This window comes from Streptomyces sp. NPDC110618, assembly GCF_055657065.1.
Genome location: NZ_JBVKBN010000038.1, coordinates 24,194 through 36,275, shown reverse-complemented (window position 1 = coordinate 36,275; position 12,082 = coordinate 24,194). Strand labels below are relative to the sequence as shown.

Below are 12,082 nucleotides of genomic sequence, written 5' to 3'. Positions count from 1 at the left end.
GGATACTTACGTGGTGCTGGCACTGCTCGTGGTTCTCCTTCGGGCCAGGATCATAAGCCTGGCTTCAGGGACTCCACGAATCCGGGGTCAGCTCATGAGCACCTGCCTGGGGGAGTTCTGGCTCATCACGACAGCCAGCTCGGCAGCCATGGCCGGACCGAGCTGCACGGTCTGGCCTGGATGCCTGGCGACCAGCGACTCGATCTGGCCCACACCGACTCCGAGGCGGAGTTCGTCGCCCAGGCTGTCACGGGCGAAGTCCGGTAGGTCGAACATGCTGACCGGCTGTTCCCGGAACTGGAACCTTCCGCTGTGGCCGTCCATTACCAGGGGCGCCGGAATCTTCCGGTAGTCGGGGACCGGCACATCCGTACCCTCATAGCCCTGGAGTTCATGCAGGGCCCAAGTGCGCAGCGCTGCGGAGTGGGCGTCTCCGCCGAGGGCAATCACCTGCCGCAGGATCGGGGCGAGCGAGCGGCTTTCGTTGAGGACATGGCGCTCCAGCCGGTCGAGGCGGCTTCGGCCGAGTCTCATTTCGTCAAGACCACGGTGGCGATGACGCTGGCGGTCGCCGCCACCGCTCCGATGGCGGTCCAGACGACTGAGCTGCGGTGCCACCAGGGCTGCGGAGGCGCGGGCGTGGGTTCGTTGACGTTGGCGCTCGCGGTGCCGCTCCGGTCCGCCTTCGCGTTCGACGCGGTGATGTTGAAGGTGGAGCCGTCGCCTCCCGTGATGTTGAGGGCCTGCTGTGCGGCCGAGTCGATCTGGTCGGGGTTGGGGTTCTGCTGGCCGGCGGGCATGGCTGCTCTCACTTCCGCGACGAACTGGGTCAGACGAGTTCTGATGTGATCGAGGACGCCTTCGATGCTGGCAACGGAGACGTCCCAGTGCAGAGACGTAATGTGGGAGCCTTCGTTTCCCAACTGGTGCTGTTCCTGTGTCATCAGCAGGACGTATTCAGCCGAGCCGGGCGGGCTCAGACGTACCACCCTGTCCCCGCGAGTGACGACGGCTTCGAGTTCCCGGACTCCTTGCCGGATCGGTGCGCTCTCTCCGATGCCACGATCCTGAGCGGGCTCGGGTAGCTGCCCAGGGCTGATCCGCTGGGTGTTGCCCCGGATGATCTGGCCCGGTAGATAGAGGTCCACCACGACTTCGAGCGCGGCTGGCACCTTCCGGTACGAGGGCAGCTCATCAGCCGCCGTGTACCCTTCCAGCTCCTTCAGCGCCCAGGCGCGCAGTTGGCCGTGGTGGGCGTAGCCAGCCAGCATGATGCACCGCCGGAGGGCGGTAGCGAGAGAGGCGGTGTCATCCAGGACGGCGCGCTCAAGCTGCTCCAGCCCCCGGATGTCGGGTGTCGTCACGGTGTCCAGTCTGCCCTGTCCCACTGACAGCACTGGTCGATTTCGTCGTCCTGGCACCTCGCCTTGCCATCAGCGCCAAGGGAGTCATGGGCTCCAGTTCCTGACTCAGTCCCGAAGGTCTTTGACCATGACCGCGTACACCGGTGAGTCGGCGAACGGTTGCTGCTCGCCGACTCTGGCGTATCCCCAGGTCTCGTAGAGCGCTTGGACCTTGGGGTGTGTGACGTCGACCAGTAGCACGGCGAGGTCTTCCGTGCGTTCCTTGAGTAGCGCCTCATGCAAGCGGTCGGCGATTCCCTGCTTTCGCCAGCCCGGGCGCACCATCACCTCGGACACGGCGTAGGTGGAGGAGTAGCCGTTGTTCGGCTCGTACGCGGTGGAGCGCCACCATTCGCGGCCGGGGGCGAGCGGGGCGCCGTAGGCGAAGCCGACCGGTTCGTCTTCGTCGTACGCCACCACGCAGGAGAAGCCGTCCATGCCGGTCCAGTGGTCGACGAACCAGGCGAAGCGCTGGTGGAAGGGGTCGTCCATCTGATCGGCGTAGGCGTCGGCGTGTACGTCGATGAGCATCTGCCGGAAGACCTCGGGGAGGTTTCCGTGCTGGAAGTGACGCAGGTCGGTCACGCTCGGCTCCATTCGGTTCGCATGCGGTCTGCCCAGTCTCGTGCGTAGGAGGCGGAGGGAGCCATGACGAACAGGCCCCGGTGGAAGTCGCCCATGAGCGTGCGCAAACGGCCGGGCAATGGGTCGCCATCCATGATGGTGAAGACGTCGGTGGCTGAGGCCGTGGCCTGTTCGGCCTCTCCCTGGTGGAGCTGTGCGAGGGCGAGTTGGGCGGTCGCGAGGGCCTTGTTGCGCCGGAAGGCGGTCGGGATCCTGGCCAGCGCGCGGTGAGCCATGGCTTCGGCATGAGGGTGGCGTCCGCTGTTGAACTGGACGATTGCGGCGAGGTGGTCAAGTTCGGCCTGCCCGTAGAAGGCGGTCCAGCGCGGACGCTCTCGGTCGGCCACTCTCGTGAAGGTGTCCTGGGCTGATCCCAGTGAACGCAGGCCCGCACGGCCGTCACCGAGAGCCGCGTACGCGAGGGCGACGCGGACTCGGCCCAGCGAGTCGAAGAACGGGTCTCGGCGAGCCGCTGAGGAGGCTTGCGCGGCCTGGGCCGCTGCGAGGGCTTCGGGCCAGTTCTGCCGCTGGTAGGCGAGCATCGAGAGGTTGACCCAGACCCGCATTTCGGTGGGGCCGTACTGGGAGAGGCCGGCGTACGTCGCTGATTCGTTCAGGTAGCTCTGGGCCTGGTCGAGATTGCGGGCGTCGATGCAGGACCAGGCGGCGATGGTGGTGTACTCGGCGGCCAGTGCGTACAGGGCTCGGCGGACGCGTTCCCCGGCGTTGCGCTGCTGTAGTTCCAGCACCCTCGTGCGGCCCTGGGCGGCGGCCTTCTCCAGTGCCGTGTGTCCGCCCTGGCGGTCGTCGGCTTCGACAAGGGCGTTCATCCCGGCAGCGACCCGGGCCACGTCCGACATGCCGACGGTCCGGCGTTGGGCCACCAAGGGAACGGCGGCGGCCGCGCTTCCGGTCGCTGAGGTGAGGAAAGTGCGACGCCGCACGGGGTCCTCCTGCGGGTGTTGCATGGTGCGTGGTGCGCTGAACCCTAAGTCCTCGACGGGACAACCGAACACCCGCTCCAGGGCTGCACATGTGCGTCCGATGGGGCGGCGGGAGGTCCCGTTGAGGAGGTTGCGGATTGTGCGGTCGGAGACGTCACCGGGCCTGCCGGTGATCTCTGCCAGCGCAGCGTTCATCCGACCAGCCAATTCTTCCTGGGTGAGCCCGAGTTCCTCCATCCGGCTCTTGAGGATGGCGTTCGCTCCCATGGACCGACCGTAGCCCTGTGGTCACTGGCCGAACCAGACCCGAGGTCACCGGAGCGTAAAGTCTTCCGGTTCGCGGAGGCACGGCGGGGCGCGACATTTCCTGTTCGCCGTCAGCCAAGGGCCGTTGACTCGGTACCAGCCGTTGAGCGGGCGAGATTCCCCTTCCCGCCTCTCGATGGCGTGGAGGAAAGCCCGCCCCTGCGCACCCGTCGCGGGGCGGGCGTCCCAGCCTCGGAGGGATGACCCCGTGACCATGACCGCCGCCAAACCAACCGCGACCGGTGTTCCGGGCTACACCGAGACGGTGCCGTGCGAGCCGGAATCCGCGCGTCGCGCACGTCTGCTTGTCTCCGCGGCTCTGGACACCTGGGGCATAGGTGAGTTGGCCGAGGTAGGCACTTTGATCGTTTCGGAGCTGATCAGCAATGCCGTCAGCCACACGCCCTGTCGCGTGGTCCGTGTGGTGATTCGGCGCGAGACGGCCGAAGTGATTCGGATCGGCGTTGCCGACAAGTGCCGAGACACCCCGGAACCGGGCTGTCCTGAAGGTGACTCGGAGGGCGGCCGTGGTCTGCTCCTGGTCGATTCGCTGAGCTGGCGGTGGGGCTACGACCTGCATCGTTGGGGCAAGCTCGTCTGGGCAGAGCTGCGGGTGCCGGCCGCATGCTGATCTCGCGTATCTCCTTACGACTCCTGCCCTCGGAGGAACTGGTCGGCGACCCGTTCCCGGACGCGTGCGTGCAGCTGGCCTTCGGCCCGACGCGTCCGTCTGACGAGGCCGGCGCAGTTGCTGTCCCGGAGTCGGTCCGGATAACTCCCGCCGACCTTGTGCGGCTGCGCGTCGAGTCGGGAATGGCTCTCGGCGAGATCCGCGCGGAGATACAACGTGCCGAGATCGCGTGGCGGCAGCAGCTCAGCCGCTGGTACGACGGCGGCCGACTGGCAGTCGAGGCCCGCGCACCGGACATCAGCCTCCTTCAACGGGTCCTGGACGGGCTGCGAAGTCCCGGTCCGGTTTCGACGTAGGGCCCGGTGCCTCTTCTTCCCGGTGCCCCTGAGACTCCCGCACAAGGAGGACCACGTTCCTCGATGCCGTGCGGGTGAGCAAGTCAGGCGAAGGACAGAACTTCTGACAGGAAGGAAGACCGTGTTCAACCACATGGATCGATTCCCCACGGGCAGCCCGCTGCCGCAGGGGCATCTGACGGCGGCCCCGTGGGGTCTCCGTCGCATCGCCCCGTACCCGCCCGTCGAGGGCCCCGTCTACGCGACGGTGACGCTGGATCCGAAGACGCAGACCGCCCGGTACTTCGACACCTCCGGGGCGCCCACCATGTCCCCGGGCCACGGCACATCCTCCGGTACGAATCCCGCGACCGGCACCACGGGTCAGGGCGACCGCAACAGCGACTCCCCGGACAGCGACACGGGGAACGACACCGACCAGTGACTCTGGTGACGAACGACGATCGTCCGGTCCTGGTCGTCACCAACCTCGACGACCCGACCGCGGACTTCGTGATCGCCGAGCTGCACGACCGGGGCGTCCCGGTCGTGCGGTTCGACTCCGGTGACTTCCCCGCCACCCTGTCGTGCTCGGCCGCCATCGGCGGCACCCACAGCTGGCGGGGAAGCGTGCAGACCCCGAGCCGACGTGCCGACCTGGGCGCGGTGCGTTCCGTGTACTACCGGCGCCCCTCCGGGTTTGCCTTCCCCCACCTCGACAAGCAGGACGAACGGTTCGCCGTCGCCCAGGCGCGCTACGGGCTCGGAGGCATCCTGACCTCGCTGCCCGGCTGCCTTTACGTCAACCACCCCAATCGCATCGGCGACGCCGAGTACAAGCCAGCCGGGCTCGCGGCAGCGGCGGCGGCTGGCTTCACGCTTCCGCCGACGTTGATCACCAACGTTCCCGACGACGCGCGGGCCTTCATCAAGGCGCAAGGTGCCGTCATCTTCAAGCCGATCTCGGTTCCGCTCTACCTGGTCGACGGCAAGGCCCAGACGGTCCCCGTGACCGAGGTGACCGTCGACGAGATCGACGATTCCGTGTCCGGCACCATGCACCTCTTCCAGAAGCGGGTGCGCAAGGTTGCCGATATCCGGGTGACTGTGATCGGCGAGCAGATCTTCGCCGTGCGGATCGACTCCGGTCTCCTCGACTGGCGTACGGACTACGGCACTCACACATACACGCCGCTTGCCGCGCCACCCGCGGTGGAGCGGTCGATGCGTGCCTATCTGAAGCACTTCGGGCTCGTCTTCGGGGCGTTCGACTTCGCTCTGACCGACCGCGGTGAGTGGATCTTCATCGAGTGCAATCCTTCCGGGCAGTGGGCATGGATGGAGCCGCCGACCGGTCTGCCGATGACTGCTGCACTCGCCGATCTCCTGGAAGGAGGACTCCGTGGCCAGTGAAACCGACATCGAGGCGGCCGCAGCCGATCTCCGGCGCCGACTCGCCCGACAACTGGAGAAGCACGGCTGGTTGCGCTCACCGCAGTGGCGGGCCGCCGTGGAGGCCGTGCCACGCCACAGGTTCATCCCGCGTTTCTACCGGGAGAGCCACGCCCCGGGCGTCACCACCTGGGAGCCGGTCACACCGGAGACGGTTGGCAAGGAGGAGTGGCTACGGCTCGTCTACACCGACGAGACATGGATGACCCAGTTCGACGGCCGGGACCTCGACTGGGCCGACCCGAAGCCGATCAGCAACGCGACCCCGACCTCGTCGTCGACGTTGCCGAGCCTCGTGGTCCGGATGCTCGAAGACCTGGATGTGCAGGACGGCATGAAGGTACTGGAGATCGGCACCGGAGCCGGTTACTCGACAGCACTGATGTGCCACCGGCTCGGCAGCGAGAGCGTGACCTCGATCGAGACGGACGAGGGCGTGGCCCGACGAGCCGGCCACGCCCTCACGGGATCCGGTCATACCCCCCACCTGCTGGTGGGAGACGGCTGCGCCGGCCACCCCGGCGGAGCCCCGTACGACCGCCTGATCGCCACGTGCGGCTTCCGCAGCATCCCGCCCGCCTGGCTGGAACAGGTCCGGCCGGGCGGCCTCATCCTCACCACCCTTCGCGGCTGGATGCGCTCCCTCGGCCTGGCCAAACTCATCGTCACCGGTGACAGCGCGAGCGGGTGGTTTAGCGAGGACGACCCGAGCTTCATGATCGCCCGTCAGCAGGACGCACCGGAGAACCTCGGCATGGTGCCGGCCCCCGACGACGGAACGGTACGGAAAGCCGCACGCGGGCCAGAGCTTCTCACCAGCTCCGGGCCCGCGTTCATGGCGCAGCTCGCGGCGCCGGACGCCCGTTTCTTCTCGATGGCGGTCGACGGCGGCCCGGTCAGCACGTTTCTGCTGGACAGCGTTACCGATTCCTTCGCCGTCCTCGCTCCCACGGACGGCGGCTGGCAGGTCCGACAGGGCGGCCCCCACCGCCTGTGGGACGCGATCGAATCGGCGGTGGCCACCTGGGAGGAGTACGGCTCACCGAACACCGCGGCGTTCGGCGTGACCGTCTCCCGCGACCAGCAGGCCGTCTGGCTCGGGAACCCGAACGGCCCGCAGTGGCCGCTACCCTCCTGAGACAGCCGCCAACGACGCGAGGAACGCCAGGATGGACGACGAACCGCTGAAGGACTGGGCGGAACGCCGTGACGCGAAGATCGGCCGACTTCGCGCCGTGCCTGTCATGCCCGGCGACGGGCCCAGGGCATCGCATCTTAATCCGGATGCGCCCCGCGCCATCGAGCGCTGGAACGGGCACACCTGGGAGCTGTACGGATTCGCAGCCAGCCTGGTCGAGGCCCAAGCCATCCTGTACCCGGAGGCCAACGAGCCCTCGCCCGCAGGGCCGGTGTCGAAGCCGCTCGGCTCCGGCACCGGCAGGCACCGCAAACCCCAGGCACCCAGGCCGGACGGTGGCGGCCGGGCACAGAGGTGATCAGCGCCGCCGTGCCTGAGGCTGCTGCCCTGGCTGCCGCCGGAGTGATCCCACCCCGCGAGCGCGGCGCGCGCTACCTCCAGGCGGCGCCGGAAGACGGCATGCACGCCCTCCGGCACGCGTACGCCTCCGTGCTCCTGGGCGCGGGGGAGAGTATCAAGGCGCTCTCCGAGTACCTCGGCCACTCGGACCCGGGTTTCACGCTGCGGACGTACACGCACCTACTGCCGTCCAGCGAGACCCGCACCCGCAAGGCGATCGACGACGCCTTCACGGAAACGGAAACGGAAACGGAAGCCGAGGCGGAAGCGGAAGCCGACGGCGACCGGCCCGCAGCCCAGGGCACATCAGCACCCCCAGCGAAACCAATGTGCCCTCAATGTGCCCTGGCCGCCTGACGGCCCCTCTCCGCCACCAAAAAGGGCGAGGCCCGAAGACCCCGCCCGAAAGCACCGAAACCCCAGCTCAGGGCCACACAAGGCAGTACGGCTGATGCCCCGCCTCATGCAACCGATGGCTGAAGTCCTGCCACTCGTGCAGCAGTTGGTACACGTTGAACGCGTCCCGCGGGCCCCCGCGGTCCGGGACCGTCGACCAGATGAAGGCTGCCGCGCCGACCGCTTCCTCGCCTATGCCGCGCAGGGGGTCGACGACGGTCATGGGGAGTTTGACGACGGCGTAGTCGGGGTGCAGGACGACCAGTTCCAGGGGCGGGACCTTGTGCAGGGGGACGCCCTCGATGCCGGTCAGTACCATCGCGGCCATCGTCTCCGGCTTGATCTTGGTGAACATGCCGTTCATGCCGAGCTCGTCGCCGCCGAGTTCCTCGGGGCGCATCGAGATCGGGACGCGGGCCGCGGTCGCGCCGTCCGGCGCGCCGAAGTACTTGTACGTCACCCCCACCCGACCACCATTCCTGCTCGCCGCCCGGAGCCGGTCGACGCGTCGGTCGATCCGCTCGGGGTCCGTCTGTCCGCTCTGTCCGCCCTGACGTGCTTCGGTAGCTTCCTCCGCCTCGCGTCGGTGCCTTCCCCGCCGGGCACGACGAGGACCCAGGTCATCAGTCCCCTCGCCCAGTCCGCCACCGCGATGCATATCTCCACCCGACTGCTTTTCTAGGACGCGTGGCCCCCGCCGCGCAACCCGATCATCGTGTCAGTGACCTCCCCCACGGTCGCTCGCCGAAACGTGCGTTGAAACACCTGTCCGCAGGATCTTGTACCAGTGCCCAGTTTCGCAGATCGCGCGGGGGCAGGGACTGGATCTCGGGTCAGTGGGGAGAGGCAGGGAGCGGCCCGGCGGTCGCGCGCGCCCCCTGGCCTACCCTGAGGAGGTCACTGGCAACCGGAGTCCGAGCACTCGGAGAAGGTCGGAGAAGTCGCAGGAGATGAGCTCACTGCCTTATTCATACGATGCGCCTGAGTCGCAGGCTCTGTTCGACCGTGCTGCGGCCGTCACTCCGGGTGGTGTGAACTCCCCGGTGCGCGCCTTCCGCGCCGTGGGCGGTACGCCCCGGTTCATGGTGTCCGGCAAGGGCGCCTGGCTGACCGACGCCGACGGGCGCGAGTACGTGGACCTGGTGTGCTCCTGGGGGCCGATGATCCTCGGGCACGCCCACCCGGAGGTCATCGCCGCCGTGCAGGAGGCCGTCGCGCGCGGCACCTCCTTCGGTACGCCCGGTGAGGGCGAGGTCGCGCTCGCCGAGGAGATCGTGGCGCGGGTCGCCCCCGTCGAGCAGGTACGGCTCGTCTCCAGCGGCACCGAGGCGACCATGTCCGCCATCCGGCTGGCCCGCGGCTTCACCCAGCGCTCCAAGGTGATCAAGTTCGCCGGCTGCTACCACGGCCACGTCGACTCGCTGCTCGCCGCCGCGGGCTCCGGCGTCGCCACCTTCGCCCTCCCCGACACCCCGGGTGTCACGGGTGCCCAGGCCGGCGACACGATCGTGCTGCCGTACAACGACCTGGAGGCCGTGCAGGAGGCGTTCCACCGGCACCCGGGCGAGATCGCCTGTGTGATCACCGAGGCGTCCCCGGGCAACATGGGCGTCGTACCGCCGCGCCCCGGCTTCAACCAGGGGCTGAAGGACGCCTGCCAGAAGAACGGCGCCCTCTACATCTCCGACGAGGTCATGACCGGGTTCCGCACCAGCCGCGCGGGCTGGTTCGGGGTGGACGGTGTGGTCCCGGACCTGATGACCTTCGGCAAGGTCATGGGCGGCGGCTTCCCGGCCGCGGCGTTCGGCGGGCGCGCCGACGTCATGGCGCACCTCGCCCCGGCCGGGCCCGTGTACCAGGCGGGCACCCTCTCCGGTAACCCGGTCGCGACGGCCGCCGGGCTCGCCCAGCTGCGGCTCCTCGACGACGCGGCCTACGACAAGGTCAACGCCGTCTCCGAGGAGATCCGGGGCCTGGTCGGCGAGGCGCTCACCAAGGAGGGCGTCGCGCACCGGATCCAGACCGCGTCCAACATGTTCTCGGTGTTCTTCACCGACCGCGAGGTCCGTGACTACGAGGACGCCCGCAAGCAGGACTCGTTCCGGTACACGGCCTTCTTCCACTCCCTGCTGGCGAGCGGTGTCTACCTGCCGCCGTCCTCCTTCGAGTCCTGGTTCGTCTCCACGGCCCACGACGAGCGGGCGGTGCAGCGGATCGCCGACGCCCTTCCGGCGGCGGCCCGCGCGGCGGCGGAGGCCACGGCATGAGCGACGTCAGCAGCGACCAGGACATCACCGTCGTCCACCTGATGCGGCACGGCGAGGTCGCCAACCCCGACGGCGTCCTCTACGGCCGGCTGCCCGGCTACCACCTGTCCGAGCTGGGCCGGCAGATGGCCGACCGGGTCGCCGAGCACCTGGCCTCCCGGGACATCGTCCACGTCGGCTCCTCCCCGCTGGAGCGGGCGCAGGAGACGGCGACGCCCATCGCCAAGGCGCACGGCCTGGACATCGTCACCGACGAGCGGCTCATCGAGGCCGACAACGTCTTCCAGGGCAAGACCTTCGGCGTCGGCGACGGCGCGCTGAAGAAGCCGGCCAACTGGAAGCACCTGGTCAACCCGTTCAAGCCGTCCTGGGGCGAGCCGTACTTCGAGCAGGTCGTACGGATGATGGGGGCGCTGGACACCGCCAAGGACCGGGCGCGCGGGCACGAGGCCGTGCTGGTCAGCCATCAGCTGCCGATCTGGATCGTGCGGTCCTTCGTGGAGAAGCGCAGGCTGTGGCACGACCCGCGCCGCCGCCAGTGCACGCTCGCGTCGCTGACGTCCTTCACCTACCGGGGCGACAGGATCGTCTCGGTCGGGTACAGCGAGCCCGCGATCGATCTCGTCCCCGTCCATCTGCGGGCGGGCGCGAAGCCGGTCAAGGGCAAGAGCAAGGCATTTGGGGCATAGGGGTCAATAAGGGTTCGTAAGTTATGTTGGTGTGCATAGTTCGCATTGCGTCCCGCTGTTGCGCATAGCGCATCAACACCCCTTTTCCATGGCATTTGTTGTGAATCACATGTGATCCACAGGAACCGTCCCGTTCCGTGCGTCCTCTGACTGGGTGACCAGCAGAGCACGTACGAACGGGGATGCCATGCGCACTCTCACCCGCAGGGGAGCACTCGGACTCGGTGTCGCCGGGGCCGCCGCGGCCGGACTCGCCGGTTGCGGCGCCCTCAAGTCGTCAGACGGACCGAACCCCTCCGGAGGTTCCGGCGACCGCAAGCCCGCCGGTTCCAAGCCCGAGTCGAAGCCCTCCGCCAAGCCCATCGGGGACGGCTCCACCTCCTACACGGGCAAGCAGCCCAAGCAGCCCCCCAAGCCGGAGCCGCTGGAGCCCGGTCAGACCCCGCCCCAGTTCGTCGTCTTCTCCTGGGACGGCGCCGGTGAGGTCGGCAACGGCCTCTTCCCGCGCTTCCTGGACCTCGCCGCCGAGCACGGCGCGCACATGACCTTCTTCCTCTCCGGGCTCTATCTGCTGCCCGAGAGCAAGAAGCGGCTCTACGAACCCCCGAACAACCAGCGCGGCGCCTCCGACATCGGCTACCTCACCGACGACCACATCAAGGACACCCTCAAGAACGTCCGCCGCGCCTGGCTCGACGGGCACGAGATCGGTACCCACTTCAACGGCCATTTCTGCGCGGGCTCGGGCTCCGTCGCCCACTGGACCCCGCAGCAGTGGCGCAGCGAGATCGACCAGGCGAAGTCCTTCGTGAAGGAGTGGCGCACCAACTCCGGGTGGACCGACCTGCCCTCGCTGCCCTTCGACTACGACAAGGAACTCGTCGGCGGCCGCACCCCCTGTCTGCTCGGCCAGGACAACCTGCTGCCCACCGCCCGCGAGCTCGGCTGGCGCTACGACGCCTCCTCGCCCGGCGGCCGCCAGGTCTGGCCGACCAAGAAAAAGGGCATATGGGACCTGCCGCTCCAGCAGATACCTTTCCCCGGTCACACTTTCGAGGTCCTGTCGATGGACTACAACATCCTGGCCAACCAGTCGATCAACTCCACGAACGCCCCCGCCCACAACTACCCCGGCTGGCGCGAACAGGCCACCAACGCCTACATATCCGGCTTCAAGCGGGCATACGAGTCAAACCGGGCACCCTTCTTCATCGGCAACCACTTCGAGCAGTGGAACGGCGGCATCTACATGGACGCCGTCGAGAAGGCCCTCAAGCACATCGCGCGCGAGAAGGAGAAGGGCGAGGACGTACGCCTGGTCTCCTTCCGGCAGTTCGTGGACTGGCTGGACGTTCAGTCGCCGGAGGTGCTCGACAAGCTGCGCACCCTCGAGGTCGGGCAGGCGCCCGCCGGAGGCTGGAAGAAGCTGTGACAGGGCGCCGAAAGGTGGTCTGAAATGCGGATTTTCACCTGCGAGGGGGGTGCGCAAGATCCCCGG

The 12,082-nt window shown here is 68.2% G+C and carries 14 protein-coding genes and 1 pseudogene; 10 read left to right on the top strand and 5 right to left on the bottom strand.

Features of this window, described 5'->3' with window-relative positions:
* Nucleotides 1–87 precede the first annotated feature (87 nt).
* The 4 genes from ACZ7L7_RS36360 to ACZ7L7_RS36345 form a co-directional block, all read right to left on the bottom strand.
* On the bottom strand, nucleotides 88–534 hold the full coding sequence (locus ACZ7L7_RS36360) for an AbiTii domain-containing protein (RefSeq protein WP_472077961.1): 447 nt from the start codon (nucleotides 532–534) through the stop codon (nucleotides 88–90).
* Nucleotides 531–1,364 (bottom strand): AbiTii domain-containing protein, encoded by an 834-nt coding sequence (locus ACZ7L7_RS36355; protein ID WP_453604897.1) that lies wholly within the window; start codon nucleotides 1,362–1,364, stop codon nucleotides 531–533. The genes ACZ7L7_RS36360 and ACZ7L7_RS36355 overlap by 4 nt, the downstream gene beginning before the upstream one ends.
* Nucleotides 1,365–1,469: 105 nt before the next feature.
* Entirely contained in the window at nucleotides 1,470–2,000 is a 531-nt protein-coding gene (locus tag ACZ7L7_RS36350; RefSeq protein ID WP_261719154.1) for a GNAT family N-acetyltransferase, read from the bottom strand.
* Entirely contained in the window at nucleotides 1,985–3,238 is a 1,254-nt protein-coding gene (locus ACZ7L7_RS36345) for a helix-turn-helix domain-containing protein (RefSeq protein WP_472077959.1), read from the bottom strand. The genes ACZ7L7_RS36350 and ACZ7L7_RS36345 overlap by 16 nt, the downstream gene beginning before the upstream one ends.
* A gap of 253 nt (nucleotides 3,239–3,491) precedes the next feature.
* On the opposite strand from ACZ7L7_RS36345, the gene ACZ7L7_RS36340 reads away from it, so the two are divergent.
* From ACZ7L7_RS36340 to ACZ7L7_RS36310, 7 genes and pseudogenes are all read left to right on the top strand, one after another.
* Nucleotides 3,492–3,908 carry an ATP-binding protein gene (locus ACZ7L7_RS36340; protein ID WP_453604907.1) on the top strand — a complete coding sequence of 139 codons (417 nt, stop codon included), beginning with the start codon at nucleotides 3,492–3,494 and terminating at the stop codon, nucleotides 3,906–3,908.
* On the top strand, nucleotides 3,902–4,264 hold the full coding sequence (locus ACZ7L7_RS36335; RefSeq protein WP_453604903.1) for a hypothetical protein: 363 nt from the start codon (nucleotides 3,902–3,904) through the stop codon (nucleotides 4,262–4,264). Before ACZ7L7_RS36340 ends, ACZ7L7_RS36335 begins: the two co-directional genes overlap by 7 nt.
* A gap of 121 nt (nucleotides 4,265–4,385) precedes the next feature.
* Nucleotides 4,386–4,688 carry a putative ATP-grasp-modified RiPP gene (gene tgmA, locus ACZ7L7_RS36330; protein WP_190901747.1) on the top strand — a complete coding sequence of 101 codons (303 nt, stop codon included), beginning with the start codon at nucleotides 4,386–4,388 and terminating at the stop codon, nucleotides 4,686–4,688.
* Nucleotides 4,689–4,693: 5 nt separating this feature from the next.
* The gene (gene tgmB / locus ACZ7L7_RS36325; RefSeq protein ID WP_472077958.1) at nucleotides 4,694–5,656 is read left to right on the top strand and encodes an ATP-grasp ribosomal peptide maturase; all 963 of its coding nucleotides are present in this window, start codon (nucleotides 4,694–4,696) and stop codon (nucleotides 5,654–5,656) included.
* Nucleotides 5,646–6,833: an ATP-grasp peptide maturase system methyltransferase gene (gene tgmC, locus ACZ7L7_RS36320; protein ID WP_261719158.1), complete on the top strand. Its 1,188-nt coding sequence runs from the start codon at nucleotides 5,646–5,648 to the stop codon at nucleotides 6,831–6,833. Before tgmB ends, tgmC begins: the two co-directional genes overlap by 11 nt.
* 31 nt (nucleotides 6,834–6,864) lie before the next feature.
* Nucleotides 6,865–7,191 (top strand): DUF6087 family protein, encoded by a 327-nt coding sequence (locus ACZ7L7_RS36315; RefSeq protein ID WP_261719159.1) that lies wholly within the window; start codon nucleotides 6,865–6,867, stop codon nucleotides 7,189–7,191.
* Between the two features lie 26 nt (nucleotides 7,192–7,217).
* Nucleotides 7,218–7,589 (top strand): annotated as a pseudogene (locus tag ACZ7L7_RS36310) (tyrosine-type recombinase/integrase); the annotation flags it as partial.
* A 67-nt stretch (nucleotides 7,590–7,656) separates the two neighbouring features.
* Here ACZ7L7_RS36310 and ACZ7L7_RS36305 read toward each other — a convergent pair.
* A complete protein-coding gene (locus ACZ7L7_RS36305; protein ID WP_285515980.1) occupies nucleotides 7,657–8,286 on the bottom strand; it encodes a hypothetical protein in 630 nt (209 codons plus the stop codon).
* A gap of 292 nt (nucleotides 8,287–8,578) precedes the next feature.
* Between ACZ7L7_RS36305 and hemL the strand changes: the two genes are divergently transcribed.
* From hemL to ACZ7L7_RS36290, 3 genes are all read left to right on the top strand, one after another.
* Nucleotides 8,579–9,895, top strand: coding sequence for a glutamate-1-semialdehyde 2,1-aminomutase (gene hemL, locus ACZ7L7_RS36300; protein ID WP_453598867.1), 1,317 nt, complete (start codon nucleotides 8,579–8,581; stop codon nucleotides 9,893–9,895).
* Nucleotides 9,892–10,584 (top strand): histidine phosphatase family protein, encoded by a 693-nt coding sequence (locus ACZ7L7_RS36295; protein WP_285515978.1) that lies wholly within the window; start codon nucleotides 9,892–9,894, stop codon nucleotides 10,582–10,584. The genes hemL and ACZ7L7_RS36295 overlap by 4 nt, the downstream gene beginning before the upstream one ends.
* Nucleotides 10,585–10,771: 187 nt before the next feature.
* Entirely contained in the window at nucleotides 10,772–12,016 is a 1,245-nt protein-coding gene (locus ACZ7L7_RS36290; RefSeq protein WP_285515977.1) for a polysaccharide deacetylase family protein, read from the top strand.
* The last annotated feature ends 66 nt before the right edge of the window (nucleotides 12,017–12,082 follow it).